The sequence below is a fragment of the Sphingomonas sp. OTU376 genome (genome assembly GCF_038440415.1).
In the GTDB taxonomy this organism is placed as follows: Bacteria; Pseudomonadota; Alphaproteobacteria; order Sphingomonadales; family Sphingomonadaceae; genus Sphingomonas; species Sphingomonas kyeonggiensis_A.
In genome coordinates, this window is the sequence record NZ_JASATQ010000017.1 from 52,682 (window position 1) to 72,064 (window position 19,383).

The 19,383-nt window shown below is 66.4% G+C and carries 26 protein-coding genes; 21 read left to right on the top strand and 5 right to left on the bottom strand.

All coding sequences use genetic code 11. The annotated features are described in order from the left end of the window. Positions 1-67: 67 nt before the first annotated feature. Positions 68-649 carry a DUF308 domain-containing protein gene (locus AAHM44_RS09650; protein ID WP_342249837.1) on the top strand — a complete coding sequence of 194 codons (582 nt, stop codon included), beginning with the start codon at positions 68-70 and terminating at the stop codon, positions 647-649. A 77-nt stretch (positions 650-726) separates the two neighbouring features. Here AAHM44_RS09650 and flaF read toward each other — a convergent pair whose 3' ends face one another. Further along, entirely contained in the window at positions 727-1,089 is a 363-nt protein-coding gene (gene flaF, locus AAHM44_RS09655; RefSeq protein WP_184168603.1) for a flagellar biosynthesis regulator FlaF, read from the bottom strand. Positions 1,090-1,204: 115 nt separating this feature from the next. On the opposite strand from flaF, the gene AAHM44_RS09660 reads away from it, so the two are divergent. From AAHM44_RS09660 to AAHM44_RS09730, 15 genes are all read left to right on the top strand, one after another. Further along, on the top strand, positions 1,205-3,601 hold the full coding sequence (locus AAHM44_RS09660; protein ID WP_342249838.1) for an HAD family hydrolase: 2,397 nt from the start codon (positions 1,205-1,207) through the stop codon (positions 3,599-3,601). Further along, on the top strand, positions 3,598-4,416 hold the full coding sequence (locus tag AAHM44_RS09665; protein ID WP_269576116.1) for a class I SAM-dependent methyltransferase: 819 nt from the start codon (positions 3,598-3,600) through the stop codon (positions 4,414-4,416). The genes AAHM44_RS09660 and AAHM44_RS09665 overlap by 4 nt, the downstream gene beginning before the upstream one ends. Positions 4,417-4,497: 81 nt before the next feature. Further along, positions 4,498-5,382, top strand: a complete 885-nt coding sequence (gene motA / locus AAHM44_RS09670) for a flagellar motor stator protein MotA (protein ID WP_342249839.1) — start codon at positions 4,498-4,500, stop codon at positions 5,380-5,382. After that, positions 5,357-5,674, top strand: a complete 318-nt coding sequence (locus tag AAHM44_RS09675; protein ID WP_184168607.1) for an STAS domain-containing protein — start codon at positions 5,357-5,359, stop codon at positions 5,672-5,674. Before motA ends, AAHM44_RS09675 begins: the two co-directional genes overlap by 26 nt. Next, entirely contained in the window at positions 5,671-6,036 is a 366-nt protein-coding gene (locus tag AAHM44_RS09680) for a response regulator (protein ID WP_269576118.1), read from the top strand. The genes AAHM44_RS09675 and AAHM44_RS09680 overlap by 4 nt, the downstream gene beginning before the upstream one ends. Next, positions 6,033-8,216, top strand: coding sequence for a chemotaxis protein CheA (locus AAHM44_RS09685; RefSeq protein ID WP_269576119.1), 2,184 nt, complete (start codon positions 6,033-6,035; stop codon positions 8,214-8,216). Before AAHM44_RS09680 ends, AAHM44_RS09685 begins: the two co-directional genes overlap by 4 nt. After that, positions 8,213-8,710 carry a chemotaxis protein CheW gene (locus AAHM44_RS09690; protein ID WP_184168610.1) on the top strand — a complete coding sequence of 166 codons (498 nt, stop codon included), beginning with the start codon at positions 8,213-8,215 and terminating at the stop codon, positions 8,708-8,710. The genes AAHM44_RS09685 and AAHM44_RS09690 overlap by 4 nt, the downstream gene beginning before the upstream one ends. Beyond that, entirely contained in the window at positions 8,707-9,585 is an 879-nt protein-coding gene (locus AAHM44_RS09695; protein WP_409372639.1) for a CheR family methyltransferase, read from the top strand. The genes AAHM44_RS09690 and AAHM44_RS09695 overlap by 4 nt, the downstream gene beginning before the upstream one ends. Beyond that, on the top strand, positions 9,585-10,622 hold the full coding sequence (locus tag AAHM44_RS09700; protein WP_269576120.1) for a protein-glutamate methylesterase/protein-glutamine glutaminase: 1,038 nt from the start codon (positions 9,585-9,587) through the stop codon (positions 10,620-10,622). The genes AAHM44_RS09695 and AAHM44_RS09700 overlap by 1 nt, the downstream gene beginning before the upstream one ends. Next, a complete protein-coding gene (locus tag AAHM44_RS09705) occupies positions 10,622-11,011 on the top strand; it encodes a response regulator (RefSeq protein WP_184168612.1) in 390 nt (129 codons plus the stop codon). Before AAHM44_RS09700 ends, AAHM44_RS09705 begins: the two co-directional genes overlap by 1 nt. Further along, entirely contained in the window at positions 11,011-11,535 is a 525-nt protein-coding gene (locus AAHM44_RS09710; protein ID WP_184168613.1) for a chemotaxis protein CheD, read from the top strand. Before AAHM44_RS09705 ends, AAHM44_RS09710 begins: the two co-directional genes overlap by 1 nt. 8 nt (positions 11,536-11,543) lie before the next feature. Beyond that, a complete protein-coding gene (locus AAHM44_RS09715) occupies positions 11,544-11,870 on the top strand; it encodes a hypothetical protein (RefSeq protein WP_342249840.1) in 327 nt (108 codons plus the stop codon). Between the two features lie 2 nt (positions 11,871-11,872). After that, the gene (locus tag AAHM44_RS09720) at positions 11,873-12,727 is read left to right on the top strand and encodes a flagellar motor protein MotB (protein ID WP_269576123.1); all 855 of its coding nucleotides are present in this window, start codon (positions 11,873-11,875) and stop codon (positions 12,725-12,727) included. Between the two features lie 11 nt (positions 12,728-12,738). Continuing rightward, on the top strand, positions 12,739-13,191 hold the full coding sequence (locus tag AAHM44_RS09725) for a hypothetical protein (RefSeq protein ID WP_184168616.1): 453 nt from the start codon (positions 12,739-12,741) through the stop codon (positions 13,189-13,191). Between the two features lie 85 nt (positions 13,192-13,276). Next, positions 13,277-13,894, top strand: a complete 618-nt coding sequence (locus AAHM44_RS09730) for a PilZ domain-containing protein (RefSeq protein ID WP_269576125.1) — start codon at positions 13,277-13,279, stop codon at positions 13,892-13,894. Positions 13,895-14,195: 301 nt separating this feature from the next. On the opposite strand, the gene AAHM44_RS09735 is transcribed toward AAHM44_RS09730, so the two are convergent. The 4 genes from AAHM44_RS09735 to AAHM44_RS09750 form a co-directional block, all read right to left on the bottom strand. After that, on the bottom strand, positions 14,196-14,531 hold the full coding sequence (locus AAHM44_RS09735) for a hypothetical protein (protein WP_342249841.1): 336 nt from the start codon (positions 14,529-14,531) through the stop codon (positions 14,196-14,198). A gap of 339 nt (positions 14,532-14,870) precedes the next feature. Beyond that, positions 14,871-15,605, bottom strand: a complete 735-nt coding sequence (gene fliP, locus AAHM44_RS09740) for a flagellar type III secretion system pore protein FliP (RefSeq protein WP_342249842.1) — start codon at positions 15,603-15,605, stop codon at positions 14,871-14,873. Next, on the bottom strand, positions 15,598-16,188 hold the full coding sequence (locus tag AAHM44_RS09745) for a FliO/MopB family protein (protein ID WP_342249843.1): 591 nt from the start codon (positions 16,186-16,188) through the stop codon (positions 15,598-15,600). Before AAHM44_RS09745 ends, fliP begins: the two co-directional genes overlap by 8 nt. Continuing rightward, positions 16,188-16,424, bottom strand: a complete 237-nt coding sequence (locus AAHM44_RS09750) for a FliM/FliN family flagellar motor switch protein (RefSeq protein ID WP_184168621.1) — start codon at positions 16,422-16,424, stop codon at positions 16,188-16,190. The genes AAHM44_RS09745 and AAHM44_RS09750 overlap by 1 nt, the downstream gene beginning before the upstream one ends. Positions 16,425-16,541: 117 nt before the next feature. On the opposite strand from AAHM44_RS09750, the gene flgC reads away from it, so the two are divergent. Genes flgC through flhB form a run of 5 tightly spaced genes read left to right on the top strand, consistent with a single transcriptional unit; the run spans position 16,542 to position 19,376 of the window. Beyond that, positions 16,542-16,949 carry a flagellar basal body rod protein FlgC gene (gene flgC, locus AAHM44_RS09755; RefSeq protein ID WP_269576128.1) on the top strand — a complete coding sequence of 136 codons (408 nt, stop codon included), beginning with the start codon at positions 16,542-16,544 and terminating at the stop codon, positions 16,947-16,949. A 12-nt stretch (positions 16,950-16,961) separates the two neighbouring features. Continuing rightward, on the top strand, positions 16,962-17,279 hold the full coding sequence (locus AAHM44_RS09760; RefSeq protein ID WP_342249844.1) for a flagellar hook-basal body complex protein FliE: 318 nt from the start codon (positions 16,962-16,964) through the stop codon (positions 17,277-17,279). A gap of 5 nt (positions 17,280-17,284) precedes the next feature. Further along, positions 17,285-17,551 carry a flagellar biosynthetic protein FliQ gene (locus AAHM44_RS09765; protein ID WP_184168624.1) on the top strand — a complete coding sequence of 89 codons (267 nt, stop codon included), beginning with the start codon at positions 17,285-17,287 and terminating at the stop codon, positions 17,549-17,551. After that, positions 17,548-18,306, top strand: a complete 759-nt coding sequence (fliR, locus tag AAHM44_RS09770) for a flagellar biosynthetic protein FliR (RefSeq protein WP_269576129.1) — start codon at positions 17,548-17,550, stop codon at positions 18,304-18,306. Before AAHM44_RS09765 ends, fliR begins: the two co-directional genes overlap by 4 nt. Next, positions 18,306-19,376 (top strand): flagellar biosynthesis protein FlhB, encoded by a 1,071-nt coding sequence (flhB, locus tag AAHM44_RS09775; RefSeq protein ID WP_269576130.1) that lies wholly within the window; start codon positions 18,306-18,308, stop codon positions 19,374-19,376. The genes fliR and flhB overlap by 1 nt, the downstream gene beginning before the upstream one ends. The last annotated feature ends 7 nt before the right edge of the window (positions 19,377-19,383 follow it).

The following is a 19,383-nucleotide window of genomic DNA, read 5'->3' on the forward strand; positions in this document are numbered from 1 at the left end:
ACCAATTGCCGGCGAGGAGGCAAGTGGCTAGCGGAATATACCTACTAGTAGGTAGATGGAGATTCGAATGTCGGAAGTGATCGAGCACCGCCCGGGAAATGGGGCGCCCGGCGTCGCCGCCGAGGATGTGGCCGGGCTACGAAGCTATTACTGGGTACGCGGGCTGGTCGCCGCTTGCTGGGTCGCCGCGGCGTTTACGATCGGGAAAAACGCACCGGTGATCGGAGCCGGGCTATTGGTCGTCTATCCAGCTTGGGACGCAGTCGCCAATCTGGTCGACGCGACCCGCAACGGCGGCCTGGGGCGCAACCTCACCCAAGCGTTCAACATGGCCGTCAGTTTCCTGACCACGCTCGCCGTGGCGGCGATGCTCGGTAACATGCATGCGGTGCTCGCCATCTTCGGCATCTGGGCGCTCCTTGCCGGCCTGCTGCAGCTCGCCACCGGGATACGGCGCTGGAAGACCTACGGTGCGCAGTGGGTGATGGTGTTGAGCGGCGCCCAGTCGGCACTGGCCGGCATCTTCTTCTTCCAGCGCGCGCAAGGAAGCGCGACGCCGGGTATCACCGACATCGCCCCCTATGCCGCATTCGGCGCCTTCTATTTCCTGGTCTCCGCGCTGTGGCTCAGCTTCCGGCGCGGCCGCTAGCCCGACCCGCTTGACTGAAAGGAAAAAGGGCGCCGCGGCTATTGCCGGGCGCCCTTTTCTGTCGATCGGAGAATGGTTCAGGCGGCGACGCGCTGCGGGACGCGAAGGCCTTCGATGATCATCCGGTTGACTTCGATCAGCTCGCGGATGCGCTCACGGCCGGCGATCACGTCGCTGGTGTAGCGATCGACCCACAGGCCGAGCGAGACGATCTGCGCGCGCAGGTCGCGCGGCAGGCCATTATTGGGGTCGTTACAATCGGTGGTGAAGGCGTGCCACATCTCGCGATTGCGATGCAGCGACGGCATCAGCAGCGCGCCCTTCGCGCCCCGCTCTTCCGCATCCATCATCTCGCCGGTGATCTCGCCCAACAACCTGAGCTCCGCCGAGCGCGGCGTTTCGGCCCGGGCACGGGCTGCCTGATAAGCACTAAGGGTCATGCTCGCTCCATTTGCTTGACCCTTCATTCTAGGACGGTTGCGACCGCTCCGGGTGCGAACATCCTATAAGATTACTGCGCCCACCCGATTTCGGGCGCGCATCCGGGGAAAATCATTGGCCAACGCTATCCTTCCGCACGCGCTGCCGTCGGCACTGGACGCCTATCCGGGCGTGACCCTGTTGTCGCTCGACTGCTTCGACACGCTCCTGTGGCGCGACGTGCATGCCCCGCGCGACCTGTTCGGCGCGCTGGGCGAAGCCAATCTGCTCCAGCGCGGCTGGGCCGAGCAGACCGCGCGTAACAACGCCGCCGTCAGCCACCGCCGCAATGAAGTCCATATCGACGAAATCTACGCCGAGCTGATGCCCAAGGCGAGCACCGCCGAGCGCCGCGCCGCCGTGCAGGATGAGCTCGACGCCGAGGCGCGCCACTGCTTCGCGTTCGAGCCCACTGTCGAGCTGATGCGCGCTGCCAAGGCTCGCGGCATCGAGACGATCATCGTCTCCGACACCTATCTCGACGAAAAGCAGCTGCGCGGGCTGATCGCCGCCGCGGCGGGCGAGGAAGTCGCCGGCCTGATCGGCCGCATCTTCTGTTCGTCGCACTACGGCAAGGCGAAGAGCGAAGGCCTGTACGAGCCGGTGCTCAAGGCACTGAAGATTGCGCCCGAGAAAATCCTGCACATCGGCGACAACAAGAAGGCCGACGTCGACGGCGTCGCGCCCTTCGGCGTCAATACACTGCACCTCAAGCAGTTCACCGAAGGCACCGAGCAGCGCATCCGGCTGGAGAGCGCGATCAGCAACATCTTCCATGCGACCGAAGCGGGCCTGGCGATCACCCATCAGCCGCATCGCGCGACGATCGCGGCGAACGAGCCGCAGATGAGCGACACGGCCGAGGTGCTCGGCTACACCACGCTCGGGCCGGCACTGCTCGGCTTCGACCGCTGGCTGGAAGAGGAAGCTGCCGCGCTGCAGGCGCAGAATGGCGGCACCGTCCATGCCGTGTTCCTGATGCGCGACGGCTATCTGCCGCAGCTGGTGCATGAGGCACGCGGCCGCACCGGCCACGCCGTCGAGATCAGCCGCTTCACCGCCACCGCCGCCTCGCTGCGCACCGCGGAAGAGGTCGAGCATTATGTCCAGCGCGAAATCCTGAGCGATCTGCGCGCGGTTGCGCAGCAGCTGCTGCTGCCGGCCCCCGAAGCCGCCAAGCTGCTCAAGGAGAACAGCCGCCCCCTGCCATTCATGCGGGCGGTACAGGAGCCGCAGCGCATGCGCCGCATCATCGCCACTTCGCGTGCCTTTGCCGAGCGGCTGGTCGCCCATGTCCGCAAGGAAGTGAACCCGGCCAAGGGCGACACGCTGATGCTGGTCGACCTGGGCTATAACGGCTCGGTCCAGAACGATATCGACAGCCTGCTTGCCGCCGCGCTCGGCGTGAAGGTCGCCGGCCGTTACCTGCTGCTGCGCGAGCAGTCGCGCAGCGGCCTGGATAAGAAGGGCTTTATCGGCCACGACGACTATGACTGCGCGGCACTGGAATCGCTGTGCGCCAATGTCGCCGTGCTCGAGCAGCTATGCACCGCGGCCCAGGGCTCGGTTGTCGATTACGAGAAGGATGGCACCGCCATCCGCCGCGGCAACTCGATCAAGTCGCGCCAGTCGGCGGTGCGCGACCGGGTGCAGGAAGGCTGCCTGCGTTTCGTTCGCGACGAAGGCAAAGCGATCATCCGCGCGGTCGCGCCGGCGCACGAGATGGTCATGTGGCGCCGTGCTGCCGCGGCCGTCCTCGGCCGGCTGATGTATGTGCCGCTCGGGTCCGAGCTGGCGGTACTCGGCGAGTTCGAGCACGACATCAACCTGGGCGTGGACAACACCGTCTCGCTGTTCGACCCGGCCATCGCGAAGAAGGGCCTGCGCCAGCGCGGCCTGTTCTACATGAAGGGCGCCGAGCGCATGTACCTGCCAGCCGAGCTGCACGGCGAAGGGCTGGCGCTCAAGCTGAGCCTGCTCGCCCAGCGCCGCTTCGCGATGCCGCTCAAGTACCAGGATTTCGTCGACAACTCGATTTCGCTCCCGCTGATCGTCGCCGACGGCAACCAGGTCTCGACCGGCAACGTGACCGCCACGCCGACGCATGACGGCTATTACCTGGCTCCCATCCCGATCGGCGACAGCCGCTTCTCGGTGGGCGTCCAGTTCGGCCAGCTCTACGACTATGTCCAGGTGGAGAGCGCGGTGTTCATGCCGGTCGAAACCTTCCTGAGCGACAAGATCCAGCACGGCACCGGCGAGATCGATGCCCTGCCCTCGCTCGAAGGCATGGATCAGGTCGCGCCGCACCTCTTCCGCTGCGAGAACGAGTTCTCCTTCATGATGGTGCCGCCGCCGCCCCGCCAGGGCGACCGGCCGATGATGCTCGCCATCGCATTCCGCCCGATTGCCGCGCGCGCGCCCGCCGCGCCCGCGCCCGCCACCACCACGCTCATGGGAGCCGTCGCATGACTCTGCTGATCCACTCCATGTCCGAATTCTCGGACATCATCCTCCAGGCGCTGCACATCGCCGGTGCCCGCAACATTGCCGAGGTCGGCGCCGAGTTCGGCGGCACCTCGCAGCAGCTCGCCGCCTATGCCCGCGCGACCGGCGGTAGCCTGACCAGCATCGATCCGGCGCCGAAGCAGGAGTTCATCGACTGGGTCAACCAGACCCCCGAGGTGCGCCACATCGCCAAGCCGAGCCATGACGCGATGCCCGAGCTCGCGGACATCGACGCCTGGGTGATCGACGGCGACCACAACTACTACACCGTGATCGAGGAGCTGCGCATCGCCGACCGGCTGGCGCGCCGCGACGGCAAGCCGCTTTTCGCGCTGATGCACGACGTCTCCTGGCCCTGCGCCCGGCGCGACTGCTATTACGCACCCGACCGCATCCCCGAGGAACACCGCCACCCCTACAGCTTCGAGGGCGGCGTGGCGCTCGGCAGCGCGGCCTGCACCCCCAATCGCGGCTTCCGCGGCGCCGGCAGCTTCGCCTGGGCACTGCACGAGGGCGGCCCGCGCAACGGCGTGCTGACCGCGGTAGAGGATTTCCTCGACGAAGCCCGCACCGACGACCGCCAGCTCGCCTGGGCGCATGTGCCCGCGGTGTTCGGCCTGGGCGTGCTCTTCGAGTCCTCCGCCCCCTGGGCGCCGGCGCTCGCCGAGATGATCATGCCCTGGCACAACAACAAGCTGCTGGCTTCGCTCGAGGCGAACCGCCTGCGCAACTACCTGGCCGTCATCGACTGGCAGGACCGCGCCGCCGAGGCCGCTTAACCAATTTGCCGGGGCGGCGACCCTGCCCCGGCAAAACCTTCCTATAATTCTGGAAACAACAGGGACATTGGGCGAACCGCCATGCTCAACGGCATCGGATTCATCATCATTCTCGTCTGCGTATTCGGCAGCTTCGTGATCTCGGGCGGCAAGTTCGAGATCATCGCGCACGCATTGCCGCACGAGATGATGGCTATCGCAGGCGCATCGATCGGCGCGTTCATCGTCGCCAACTCGATGTCGACCGTGAAGAACGCCGGCAAGGGCATCATGCGTGCCTTCAAGGGCAGCAAGTGGAAGGCGCAGGACTATAAGGACCTGCTCACCCTGATGTTCACCGTGCTCTCAACCTTCAAGAAGGGTGGCGCCACGGCACTCGAGCCGCACCTGGACAAGCCCGAGGAGAGCAACCTCTTCGCGCCCTATCCGCGCCTGCTCAAGGACCATCACCTGATCGAGTTCGTCTGCGACTATCTCCGCATGATGACGGTCAACTTCGAGGACCCGCATCAGATCGAGGCCGCGATGGACGCGGACATCGAGAAGCATCACCACGAAGAGGCCGGCCCGCAGCACGCGCTCCAGATCATGGCCGACGGCCTGCCCGCGATCGGCATCGTCGCCGCCGTGCTCGGCGTCATCAAGACCATGGGCTCGATCGACCAGCCGACCGAGATCCTCGGCTCGATGATCGGCGGCGCGCTCGTGGGCACCTTCCTCGGCGTTCTGCTCAGCTACTGCGTGGTGGGCCCGCTCGCCTCCAAGCTGCTCGAGACGATCGATGCCGACTGCAAGCCCTTCCAGATCGTGAAGACGGCAATCGTCGCCTATGCCCAGAACCAGCCGGTTCAGGTGGCCATTGAAATTGCTCGCCGCATGACGCCGTCGGCCTACGCGCCGACCTTCCAGCAACTCGAAACCGCACTTGACGAGGCCAAGAATGGACCAGTCCCAGCAGCTGCCTGATGCCGAGGAGCGCGCGCTGCGCCTCCCCGCCCATGGCACCACCGTTACGGCCGAAGACCTGCGCGTGCGCCTCGTGCTCGCCGCAGACCTCGACGACGCGATCGAAATCGATGCGTCGGAAGTCGAGAGCGTCGGCCAGGCCGTCCTCCAGCTCCTCGTCGCCGCGCGCGCCGAAGCTGCTGCGGGCGGCCAGGAATTCCGCATCGCCAACCCTAGCCCCGCATTCGTCGATCGCGTGAACCGCAGCCAGCTGGCAGCGGCGATCGGCCTCGAGACCGGAGACGTTCTGTGAGCAAGTTGATCCTTACCGTCGATGATTCGGCGAGCATGCGCATGCTGCTCAAGACGTCGCTGACCGCCCAGGGCTTTCGCATCGAAAGCGCCAATGATGGCGAACACGGCCTCGAGCGCATGCACGAAGTGAAGCCCGACCTTCTCATCACCGACATCAACATGCCGAAGATGGACGGTTTCGAGCTGATCGAAGCGGTGCGCGGCGTCGCCGAGTTCCGCGGCACCCCGATCCTGGTGCTGTCGACCGAATTCTCGGACGAGAAGAAGGCCCGCGCCCGCTCGGCCGGCGCCACCGGCTGGATCACCAAGCCGTTCGAAGCCACCAAGCTGGGGGCGGCCATCCGCCGCGTGTGCCCGTGAGCGACGAACTCGACGAAATCCAGGCGATCTTCTTCGAAGAATGCGCCGAAGGTCTGGTGACCGCCGAGCAGGGCCTTTCGGCCATGCAGGCCGGCGACGTCTCGGCCGAAACCATCGCGGGCGTGTTCCGCGCGGTCCACTCGATCAAGGGCGGCGCCGGCGCGTTCGGCCATGCTGACCTCACCGCCTTCGCGCACAAGTTCGAGAACGTCCTCGACGAAGTGCGCGGCGGCAAGATCCCGCCGAGCCCCGGCGTGGTCAAGGTGATGCTGAGCGCCTTCGACATCCTGACCGACCATGTCGAATCCGCCAAGGGCCTGGCGCCCCGCCCGGCCGACCAGGCCGCGCTCGCCGCGCTCGAGCAGGTTCTTGAGAACAAGGGCGCCGATGACGGCGCGCCCGTGGCCAACTCCACCGCCCCCATACCGGCGGCGGTGGAGACTCCGGCCGCGCCGGCTGCCGCCGACGAGGCGGACGAGTTCGGCTTCGTGCCGATGGCCGTGTCGCTTGACGATTTCGACGCCCCCGCCGAGGCTCCGGCCGCGGACGCACCGTGGATCGTCACCTTCAAGCCCTCGCGCGCCGCGCTGGCCAATGCCGGCGAGCCGCTGCTGATCGTCCGCGAACTCGAAGCGCTCGGCGCCGAGATCGTCGCGGTCGACACCTCGACGGTGCCGCCGCTGCGCGACCTCGATCCCGAGGACGCCTATTTCACCTGGACGCTGCGCGTTCCGGGCGAAGTGAGCGAGAGCGACATCAACGACTGCTTCGACTTCGTCGCACCGGATTCGATCGTAGAGGTCCGCCGTGACGAGAACGCTGCCCCGGCCACCGCGCCGGTAGTCGAGGTTGCCGCCGCGGACGAGTTCGGCTTCGTGCCGGTGACCGCCGGCGTCGAGGACTTCGCCGCCGAGATGCAGCGCGTCGTCGAGACGATCGCCGCGGCCTCGCCGGCCGTCGGCAGCGTCGATACGCCCGCCATCGCCCCCAAGGCGAACAGCGATGCGCAGCAGACGATCCGCGTCGACCTGGGCAAGCTCGACCTGCTGCTCAACCTGGTCGGCGAGCTGGTGATCCGCAACTCGATCCTGGCCGACCGGCTCTCGCCGGCCGATCGCCAGCGCGTGGAACTCCCGGAACTGGCCCGCCTGACGCGCCAGATCCAGGACAATGTCATGTCGCTGCGCGCCCAGCCGATCAAGCAGGCCTTCAGCCGCGTGCCGCGCATGCTGCGCGACCTCTCGGTCGAGACCGGCAAGACGATCAACCTCGAGACCACCGGCGAGACGACCGAAGTCGACAAGGGCGTGATCGAGAAGATCGGCGATCCGCTGACCCACATGATCCGCAACGCCGCGGACCATGGCCTGGAAAGCGCCGAGGAGCGCATCGCCGCGGGCAAGTCGCCTGAGGGTACGATCAAGCTCTCGGCCGAGCAGAAGGGCGCGCGCATCTTCGTGCGGGTCTCGGACAATGGCCGCGGCATCAATCGCGAGCGGGTCAAGGCCAAGGCCATCGAAAAGGGCATCATCCCCGCCGATGCGCAGCTGTCCAACGAAGAGATCGATCAGCTGATCTGCGCCCCGGGCTTCTCCACTGCGGAAACGATCTCGAACATCTCGGGTCGCGGCGTGGGCATGGACGTGGTCCGCTCGAACGTGGAAGCGCTTGGCGGCCGCATCGAGATCCACTCGGTTCCGGGTGAAGGCACCACCTTCACCATGATCCTGCCGCTCACCCTGGCGATCCTGGACGGCATGATCGTCCGCCTCGCCGGCCAGCGCTTCGTGCTGCCGCTCGCGCATGTGCTCGAGACGGTCCAGCCCGAGCCGGGCCAGGTCAAGCGCACCGCGCCGGACAGCGAAGTGATCGACATGCGCGGCGAATATGTGCCGGTAAAGCGCACGACCGAGATCTTCGGGCTGAACGACGACCGCGCGGTCGAGGACAGCCTCGTCGTGATCGTCGAGAGCGAAGGTTCGGGCAAGGTCGGCCTCGTCGTCGACACGATCGATGATCGCCGCGAGGTCGTCATCAAGAGCCTCGACCAGAATCTCCACCCGATCCGCGGCCTGGGCGGCGCCACCATCCTTGGTGACGGCTCGATCGCACTCATCCTCGATATCGAGGCGCTCGTCGCCTCCACCAACCGCTATACCCCGAAAGGACTGGCAGCATGACCACGACCAACGACAACGCCGGTACCGACCGCAAGATCGTTACCTTCTCGCTCGCCCAGCAGACCTTCGGGATCGACATGCGCGCGCTGATCGAAATCCGTGAATGGGACGAGCCGACCCCGCTCCCCAACGTCCCGGGCTTCATCAAGGGCGTGACCAACCTGCGCGGCAACGTGATCCCGGTGGTCGGCCTCGCCGAGCGCCTGGGCTGGGAGCCGAGCGTGATCCACGCCCGCTCCTGCGTGCTGGTCGTCAACATCGCGGGCAAGCAGGCCGGCTTCCTGGTCGACGAAGTCAACGACATCGTCGCCATCGGCGAGACCGAGATCCAGCCGGCCCCCGAGGTCGAGACGATCGAGCCGACCGTGATCGCGGGCCTGGTGCGCATCGCCACGCGCCAGAAGGACGGCACCCGGGACGAGAAGGGCACCATGGTGCTGCTGCTCGACCTCGACGCGCTGAGCCTGACCAAGCACCTGGATCTCGCAGCGTGACCGCCGCCGGGGGCGCCCTGGCGCCTGCCGGCGTCGGGGTGGGCATGGCGGCGGCGAATGCGGAGCTCACGCCCCGCGATTTCGCCGCCATCGCCGCCATCATGCACGAGGATGCGCGCATCGCGCTGAGCGAGGCGAAGACCACGCTCGTCCAGTCGCGCCTCGGGCGCCGGCTGCGCGAGCACGGCCTGGCCAAGTTCTCCGACTATGTCGCGCTCGTGCAGAGCGACCCGGTGGAACGCCATGCGATGGTGGTGGCGCTGACCACGAACCACACGCATTTCTTCCGCGAGCCGCATCACTTCGATCATTTCCGCGAACACGTCCTGCCGGTGCTCAAGCGCAAGCAGGGCCCGATCCGGATCTGGTCGGCGGGATGCTCGTCGGGCGAGGAGGTCTATACGATCGCCATGTGCCTGCTCGGCCCGGACCGCACGTCCGCGACCTGGCTGCGCAATGCGGACGTCCGGCTGCTCGCCACCGACATCGCACCGCACGTCGTGGAATCGGTACGTCGCGGCTTCTATGCCGACAACGTCGCCGAGGCGGTGCCCGAGCCTTATCGCTCCACCTGGATGAAGCCCGTGCAGGGCGGCTACCAGATGGCCGACGAGGCACGCGCGCTGGTGACGGCCAAGGTGCTCAACCTGTTCGAGCCCTGGCCGCTCAAGGCCGCCTATGACGTGATCTTCTGCCGTAACGTGATGATCTATTTCGGGGATCCCGCGAAGGAAGAGCTGGAGGCGGGTTTCGTCAACCAGCTGGCTCCCGGCGCGCACCTCTATATCGGTCACTCGGAACGGCTGATCGGGCCGGCGGCGCGCCACATGCGCTCGTGCGGTCACACCATCTATCAGAAGCCGGAGGTGCACTGATGGCACCGGTACGTACGCTTATCGTCGATGACAGCGCCTCGATGCGCGCGACGCTCAAGCGCATGCTTGCCGCGGACCCGGCAATCGAGGTCGTCGGCATGGCGCCTGAGCCGTTCGCGGCGCGGGAGATGATCAAGCAGCTCAACCCCGATGTGCTGACGCTCGACGTCGAGATGCCGGGGATGGACGGGCTGTCGTTCCTCGAGCGCATCATGCGCCTCCGGCCGATGCCGGTGGTGATGTGCTCGACGCTGACCGCCCGCGGCGCGGAAGTGACGATCGAGGCGCTCCGCCTGGGCGCGGTCGACTATGTCACCAAGCCCAGCGGTACGCCCGAGGATATCGAGCGCGACGCCGTGCTGCTCTGCGAGAAGGTGAAGGCCGCCGCCCGTTCGGTCGCCCGCGCCGGGCCGCAGCGCCTGCCCGTCCAGCCGACCCTCGCGGCCGGTGCGGTCGGCGAGCGGATCATCGCGCTCGGCTCGTCCACGGGCGGCGTCGAGGCGCTGTTCTCGCTGCTCCCTGCCCTGCCCGAAAACTGCCCGCCGGTGCTGATCGTTCAGCACATGCCGGCCGCGTTCACCCGCAACTTTGCGGAGCGGCTGAACGGCGAATGCCGGGTCAATGTCGTGGAAGCTACGGACGGCGCACCGGTGCTGCCTGGAACCGTCTATATTGCTCCTGGAGGGCAGCGCCACATGGAGCTGCGCGGAGGCATTCGCGGCCATATCAAGCTGCGCGATGGCGATCCGGTCTCCGGCCACCGGCCTTCGGTGGACACGCTGTTCCACTCGGTCGCGCCGCTGGGCGCCGCCGCGGTCGGCGTGATCCTTACCGGCATGGGTTCGGATGGTGCGCAAGGAATGCTGGCCATGCGCCAGGCAGGTGCTCGTACGCTGGGCCAGAGCAAGGAAACTTGCGTGGTCTGGGGGATGCCGCGGTCAGCCAAGGAGCTGGGTGCGGTGGAACATGAAGTTGGTTTGTCTGGCATGCCTGAGGCGATCCTCAAGGCCTGCCGCGAAAAGATTGGGAGCGTCTGATGCCTGCTGCTGCAGCGATCAAGGTGATGGTGGTCGATGACCAGACCAGCATGCGCGCGATGATCCGTCGCGCTCTGCAGGATCTCGGGTTCAAGGACGTGCGCGACAAGCCGAGTGCCCAGGAAGCCCTGGCCTCGGTCAAGGCCGACCGCGTGCACCTGATCATCTCCGATTTTAACATGCCGGAAATGGACGGCCTCCAGTTCCTGGAAGCGGTCCGCACCGATGCGGTGATCGGCAAGACGGTGTTCATCATGCTCACCGGCTCGTCGGACAAGGAGATCGTCCAGAAGGCTGCGGCCCTGGGTGTGAACAACTATGTCGTGAAGCCCTTCGCGCCCGCCGCGCTGAAGGAGAAGATCGAGCGCGTCTTCGGCGAGCTCACCTGATGCGCCGGCTCGCCATTGTTCAGGGCGAGCATGCCGTGGTCGCCGAGCCGGGGGTGGTCGTGTCCACCCTGCTCGGCAGCTGCGTCGCGGCCTGTCTGTTCGATCCGGTCGCCCGGGTCGGGGGCATGAACCACTTCCTGCTCGGCGAGCCCAGCGCGGACCAGCGCGTGGGTGCCGCCGAGATGGCGCGCTACGGCGTGCATGCCATGGAAGTGGTCATCAACGGGATGATGCAGAAGGGCGCGGTGCGCGGCCGGCTGATGGCGCATCTATACGGGGGTGCCAACATCGTCTCCGGACTGGGCTCGATCGGCTCCTCGAACGCGTCGTTCGCGCGCCGCTTCATGGAAACCGAAGGCATCCAGGTGGCGCATGCGGACCTGGGGGGAACGAGCGCGCGCAAGATCGAGTTCCTGCCGCATGAGGGCCGCAGCCGCTGCGTCAAGGTTACGGACCGCGTGCCCGAGCGCCCGCTGGTCCCCGTTCAAGCCCCGGTTTCCGGTGGCGATTTGGAGCTGTTCTGATGTCCTGCATGCCCATCCCCTCACAGCTCTCCGGTTCGCAGGCGATCTCCGGCTTCGACCCCTTCTCGTCGACGCTCCACACCGTGGTGGCGAACGAGATCCGCGAGATGCGGGTGAAGCTCGAGGCACTGGCGGAAGTGCTCGTATGCGACGAGCATTTCGCGGCCTCGTACCTCGAGCAGCTGCAGGACTTCGACTATCTCATCCAGCATGCCGATGAGTGCGTGAACCTGCTCGAGCGGATTGCCGGGGGCGAGGACTCGCTCACCGCGATCGGCCATATCCGCCTCGGCGCCGTGCAGCAGCGCATGCGCGACGCGCTTCGGAGCGCCTGACCATGCCAGCTTATGGCGGCAATGATCGTCCGATCATCATCAAGCGGGTCAAGAAGGTCGCCGGGGGTCACCATGGCGGCGCCTGGAAGGTCGCATATGCCGACTTCGTGACCGCGATGATGGCGTTCTTCATGCTGCTATGGCTGATCGCCAATCCGGACAAGCAGCGCCTGAAGGGCCTCGCCGCCTATTTCTCGCCGACCGTGTCAGACACCGCGCCGTCGACTCCCGTGATGGGAACGTCGGAAGGTGCCGGCGGCCAGGCGCGCCGTTCGTCGAACGACAGCAGCCGCGCCAATGGCACGCCAACCACCGAGGCCGCGACCAGCGGCGCGGCGCGCGGCGGCACCGCCAATGTGCCCGACACCTCGATGCGCGTCCTCGCCAGCGAGCTGCAGGTCGCGCTCGATTCCGTGCCGCAGGACCAGGGCCGCAAGAGCGTGGCGATCCAGCCCGACCGCGACGGCATGCGCATCACGCTGATGGACACCGACAAGCAGTCGATGTTCCGCGCCGGCACTGCCGAGCTAAATCCGTTCGCCCGTTCGCTGCTCGCCAAGACCGCGGCCAAGCTCGCCCAGTCGGGTGGCCAGATCGCGATCGAGGGACATACCGATGCCTCGGGCGGCGGCCAGAGCGACGCCAACTGGCAGCTTTCGGGCGCCCGCGCGCTCGCCGCGCGCCAGGCGATGATCGCATCGGGCATGACAGCGGACCGCTTTGCAGAGGTCGTCGCCATGGGCGGCACCCGGCCGGTGTTCCCGGACCAGCCCGATCGACCGGAGAACCGGCGGATCACCATCGTCCTGAAGGCGGAAGCTTCGTCGCTGCCGACCGACAGCAGCTTCAAGTTCTGAGTATCGGCGCCATGAAGAAGATCCTGTTCCTGATCGTCGTGCTGCTCTCCGGGCTTGGCCTGGGGGGCGCTGCTGCATTCGGCACCCTGCTGGTGCTGGGGCCCCGCCCCGCCCAGGCCGCTTCGGCTCCGGCAGCTGCAGAGGAAGTCAAGACGGCGTTCGTGCCCGTCGACAAGCTGCTCGCACCGCTTGTCTCGGCCGATGACGGCCGCCTGACCGGCTATGTCCAGTTCCAGTTCAACCTCGAGGTGCCGGAGGACAAGTCGTCCGAGGTGACCGCGCGGCTGCCGCTGCTGCTCCACGCCATCAACATGCGCACCTTCAAGACGCCGATGGCAGCGGGCAAGGACGGGCTGCTGCCCAGCCTCGACCAGTTCCGCAAGGTAGTGGAAGCATCGGCCCCCGAAGCGTTCGGCGCCGGTGTCGTCCGCAAGGTCGCGATCACTCAGGCTACTCCTGCGTAAACTACGTATTTTGTAGGATATGGGCCCGCCTCCGCCGTCGCCCACCCTATAAAATAGGAAGAACCCGCAACCAGCCGAGGACAAAGTGGAAGCCATCCCCGCCAGCGCATTCGAGGATCGCGACGACTGGGTCGAGCGCGCACCACGTGCCGTGGCCACCCTGCTCGTCGGCAAGCTGAGCCATGAGGGAAATCCCGGCCAGCTTTGCCGCGTACGGAATATCTCCGAGCATGGCATGCAGATCGACACGATCGCGTCCCTGCTGCCGGCCATGAAGATCAGCGTCGAGCTGCGCGGTGGCGCCCAGCTGAGCGGCGCGATCGCGTGGACCAAGGGCAGCCGTGCCGGCGTCCGCTTCGACGCACCCGCCGACGTCAACGCGATCCTAGGCAAGCCCCAAGCCGAAGCCACCGCAGCGCGCCCGCGCTCGCCGCGCTTCACCGCCGACGTGCCGGCGCGGATCAGCTCGCTCGGCCGCTCGATCGACGTGATCGTTGCCGACCTGTCCCAGGGCGGCGCCTGCCTCCGCCTGCAGCGCACGCTGCGCGTCGACAGCGAAGTGATCCTGATGATCCCCGGCCTGCCCACGCGCCGCTGCACCACGCGCTGGAGCAACGAGGAATTCGCGGGCATCGCCTTCCACGATCCGATTTCCTACACCGAACTCTCGGCCTGGCTGGACAGCCCCGCAGCGCATAGCTGAACGATTTTACGATCTTAACGCAGACTGGGGCGTCCGCGCCGTGGCACGGGCGCCTCTTTTTGCGTTCCAACACCGGGTGCGCTCCGACTCGCGGAAGTACACAAAGTACAGGCCAAGAGCGGGTTTTCGCCCTCGCTATCTTCCCTATTTTCCCGGAGACGCGTCCGATTTCGCAATATTCTTGCGGCAGCGTGATCCTATTTTCCAACAGAATGACAGAGCGGCCAGCGAGCGGACGGGCCGGACCAGACGACCAGGCGAAATCCCACATTGCAAGGACGGGACGGAACCACGGCCTCGCTCAGCAGGGGCCGTGCCAGAAGACCTCGTGGCTGAGCTCGGAATAACAGCCCTCGAGCATCGGCAACGCCCGCTTGCCGGCACCGACATGATATCCCCAGCCGCCATCGAAAAAGGGCTTGATCAGGATATCGACGCCCCATTCGTGCACGATGACCCGATCGGGATGGAGGCCCGCAATGGCAGCGGGCCATTGGCTCTCCGGGATGGAAGCATAATATTCCGGCGGCCTGGCCGGATATCTTGCGATCAGCGCTCGGGCTTCGCCGCGGATCGCCGCCAGCCTTGCCGGATCGGATACGGGCCAGGGGAGATGCGAGAGCAGCAACGGCGCCATAGGCCAGCAGCATCGCCAGGGCGACGAGCGCGATGGTGCAGCCTTTCCGACGCGTCATCTGCGGAGTGAAGCATATCTTCGATGCGTTAGCTATCGGCGGCACAGATATACGGCACCGCAATCCTCCCCCGGAGTGCGAGGGGGACCGCCAGCGGAGCTGGTGGTGGAGGGGAGCGCGCCTCAAGCGACATAGCCCGTGGAGAATACCCCTCCACCAGCTTCGCTGCCCCCCTCCCCCTCCGGGGGAGGATTGATTGAACAACCCTCCGCCCCCCGAAGCAAAAAGGGCGGGCGCCCCCCGGCACCCGCCCTTTCTTCCCTGAACACTCGGCCGCTTCGCTATGTGGCGAAGCTTTTGACCAGCGACCCGGCGACCAGCGCCCAGCCATCCACCAGCACGAAGAAGATGATCTTCATCGGCAGGGATATCGTTGGTGGCGGGAGCATCATCATGCCCATCGCCATCAGCACCGCCGACACCGCCAGGTCGATGACCAGGAACGGCAGCAGCAGAAGGAAACCGATCTCGAAGGCGCGGCGCAGCTCGGAGATCATGAAGGCCGGCGCCAGCGTCGTCAGCGGGGTCTCGGCCCGGTTCTGGATCGGCTTGCCGCCCAGATCGGCGAACAGCTTGAGGTCGCCGTCGCGCACCTGGCTGAGCATGAACTTCTTGAAGGGCTCCGCGGTGCGCTCGAACGCGACCTGCTCGGTGATCTGGCCCTTGGTGTAGGGATCGACGCCCTGCTCCCACGCCTTGTTGAAGGTGGGGGCCATGACGAAGAAGCTGAGGAACAGCGCCAGGCTGATGATCACAGGGTTGGGCGGCACGCCGGGCGCGCCGATACCGGTGCGCAGCAGCGAAAGCGCGACCACCATGCGGGTGAAGCTGGTGACGGTCATCAGCAGGCCCGGGGCCAGGCTGAGCACCGTCAGCATCAGCACCAGCTGGATCGCCTTGGCCGAGAGCGCGCCGTCAGCGCCGCCGATGTTGATCGTCGTGCCCTTGGACTGGGCATACGCCTCAGCCGGCATGAAGATCAGGGCGGCGACCGCCGCCGCGAGGATCTTATGCATCGATCGCGGCCCGGACCGCTGCGCGGTTCCACCGCGTGGTGTTGCGCGGCTCGCGGACGCGCTTGGGCGGACGCTGGGCCGACGGCGTGCAGGCTGCAACTACCGTGGGCGAGGCCACCTTGGCGGCAGTGCGCTTGGCCGGGCGCTTCGGCAGCTCGATCGACTTGGGCAGCTCGATCAGCTTCGAAATCTCGGGAAGCTTGGGCAGCTCGACACGATCGACCAGCTTGGCGAAGTTGCCGCGCAACGCGGCGAGATCCTCGGCCAGGTTGGCGGCCGGCACCGGCTCCGCGGCGACTTCCGGCTCGGCCGGCTCGGGCGCGGCGATGCCGGTCTCGATCGTCGACTGGCCCTCGGGGCCGAACATCACGAGATGCTCCATCCCGTCACGGCGGATCAGCGCGACCGAGCGCTTGCCGTCGACCGACAGCCGCTCGACGATCTCGATACGCTTGCGGCGCGAGCTGCTCACGCGGCCGGGCAGCTTCACGTCATAGCGCTTCACGAACCACAGCGCGCCGGCGAGCATGCCGAGCACCATTCCGAGCGCACCGATGGTGCGCAGCATCGACAGGATATCCATCAGTGGCGCTGCTTCTTCACGAGCTCGGTGATCTCGAGCGACATCACTTCGCCGTCGACCAGGACGACGCCCTTCGCGACGAGTTCGTCATTCACATATACGAGCGAGGGATCATCCTGGCTGCTTTCCAGCGGGATCATCGCGCCACGGCTCATCTGCAGGACCTGGCGGATCGGCACATTGGCCGAGCCCAGCACGATCGACATATCGACCATAATTCCGTCGAGCACTGACATGCGTGTTCCTTTCTGGATGACTTATAGGAACCTTTTTTCCGCGCTCGGCGCCCGGCCCGGCAATTTTTGCCTACAATGGAGGAAACGGCCCATCGGGGGCTGTCTGGAAGGACGATCATGGACCTCAAGACCTCGCTCGGCATCTCCGCCTCGGGCCTGCGCGCGCAGTCGCTGCGCATGCGCGTGATCGCGGAAAATCTGGCGAACCAGGACTCGGTTTCGGACACCCCGGGCGGCGATCCCTATCGCCGCCGCGTCGCCAGCTTCAAGGCCGAAGTCGATCGCTCGACCGGCGGCATGGGCGTGAAGGTCAAGTCGATCGAGAACGACAAGTCCGATTTCACCAAGGTCTATCAGCCGGGCCACCCGGCCGCGGACAAGGACGGCTATGTCCTCAAGCCCAACGTCAACGGCCTGATCGAGACCGCCGACATGAAGGCTGCGCAGCGCAGCTACGAAGCCAATCTCAATGCCATCGAGGCCGCGAAGAGCCTGACGATGCGCACCATCGATCTCCTCAAGTAAAGGATACCCGGAATGTCCATCGGAGCACTTGATGCGATGTCGGCCTATAGCCGCGTCGCAGGCCTTGGCGGTACCAACAGCAAGACCGACCCGATCAAGACCGGCGGCAGTGCCGGCGGCTTCGGCGCAATGGTCGAGGACATGGTCACCGGCACCGCCGACCAGCTGCGCACCGCCGAGAAGGCGTCGGCCCAGCAGGTTGCCGGCAAGGGCGACCTGATCGACGTCGTCACCGCCATCGGCGCCGCCGAGACCGCGCTCGACACCATGGTCGCCGTGCGCGACCGCGTGGTGAACGCCTATTCCGATATCATGCGGATGCAGATCTAACCGCGATGCTGCCGTCGCAGGTCCTTGCGCTGGCGCAGAGTGCGCTGATGCTGGTGCTCACCATCGCGGGTCCGCTGCTGCTGACCTCGCTGATCGTGGGCACCGTCATCGGCCTGCTCCAGGCGCTGACGCAGATCCAGGAAACGACGCTCACCTTCGTCCCAAAGCTGCTGGCGATGGGACTGGTGCTGCTGTTGATGCTCCCGACGATCGGCGCGGCGCTGAGTGACTTCATGACCAAGATCAGCGGCATGATCGTGACCGGCGGATGACCCTGCCCCCCGATCTTGCCCTGCAGGCCTCGGCCTTCTTCATCGTCTTCGCCCGCGTGGGCGCGGTGCTGATGCTGCTCCCGGTGTTCGGCGACGATGCCATCCCGGGCCGCATCCGGCTGATGATCGCCTTCGGGCTTTCGGCCACCATGTACGGCCTGGTCGGCGCCCCTGCCCGCGTCGCGGTCGAGGCCGGCGCCGCCCTGCCCGCCGTGCTCGTCGCCGAGCTGATGACCGGCCTGGCCATGGGCATGATCGTCAAGATCCTGTTCTTCTCGGTCTCCATGGCGGGATCGATCATCTCCACCCAGATCGGCCTGTCCTCCGCGGTGATCTTCGATCCCGCGCAGAGCGGCAGCGCGCCGATGCTCTCCAAGTTCGTCGCCATGGCGGCGGCGCTGGTCTGCATGGGCATGCAGGTCCACCACCTCTGGCTCGGCGCGATCGTCCACAGCTATCAGAGCTTCCCGGTCGGCGGTCTGCCGCCCGCGCATGACTTCGCGATGCTCGCGGTCGAGGCGATCACCCGTTCGATGACGCTCGGCCTCAGCCTGGCCGCGCCCCTCCTCATCTACGGCATCGTCTTCAACGTAGCCCTCGGCCTCGCCGCGCGCGTCGCCCCGGCGATCCAGGTCTTCTTCATCGCCCAGCCGCTCAACCTGCTGCTCGGCATCAGCCTGGCCGCAGCCACGCTCGGCACCATGCTCACCTTCTTCGCCCGCGCGATGGGCGATGCGATGCAGGGAGGCTGGTGATGTCGGGCGATACGGACCAGGACGACAAGACACACGACCCTACAGACAAGAAGCTGGAGGACGCCCGCGAGAAGGGCGACGTGCCGATGGCCCCCGAGATGAAGCATGCCGCGATCTTCATCGGCATGCTCGTCGTCATGGGCGGGCTCGGCACCTATACCATGCAGCTGATGGGCAATCTGTTCGTGCGGCTATGGGGCAGCGCCGACGATTTCCGGATGGAGCCGCGCGGCGCCGAGGACTTCGCGACCGGCGTGCTGAGCGCCACCGCCACCGCGCTGATGCCGGTGCTCGGCACGCTGTTCGCCATCGCGCTGATCGGCGGCATCCTCCAGGGCCGACCGATGATCAGCTGGAGCCGGGTCAAGCCCAAATGGTCCAAGCTAAACCCGGCCAGCGGCGCCAAGCGGATGTTCGGCAAGCAGGCGCTGGTGGAATACGCCAAGACCGTCGCCAAGCTCTGCCTGGTCGGCGGCGTGGCCGCGTATCTGGCATGGCCCCATGCCGCCACCGTTGACTCCATGGTCGGCGCCGACCTGCAGGAAGTGGGCAGCGCCACGCATGGCATCGTCTATTCGATGCTGCGCCCGATCGCGATGCTGGTGGGCGCACTCGCCCTGTTCGATTTCGTCTGGCAGCGCCGCGCGTTCCTCAAGCGGATGCGGATGAGCCTCCAGGAGATCAAGGACGAGCACAAGCAGAGCGAAGGCGATCCGCACATCAAGGCGAAGATCCGCCAGATCCAGATGCAGCGCTCGCGCAACCGCATGATGCAGAACGTGCCCAAGGCGAGCGTGGTGATCACCAACCCGACCCACTACGCCGTCGCGCTGCAGTACGATCACGGCCAGATGGCGGCACCGGTAGTTGTCGCCAAGGGCGTCGACGCCATCGCGCTCAAGATCCGCGAGATCGCGACCGAGAACAACATCCCGCTGGTCGAGAACCGCCCCCTCGCCCGCGCACTCTATGCCAATGCCGAGCTCGATCACCCGATCCCGGTCGAGCATTATGCCGCCGTGGCGGAAGTCATCAGCTATGTGCTGAAGATCGCGAAGAAGCGCGCCTGAGCGCCAC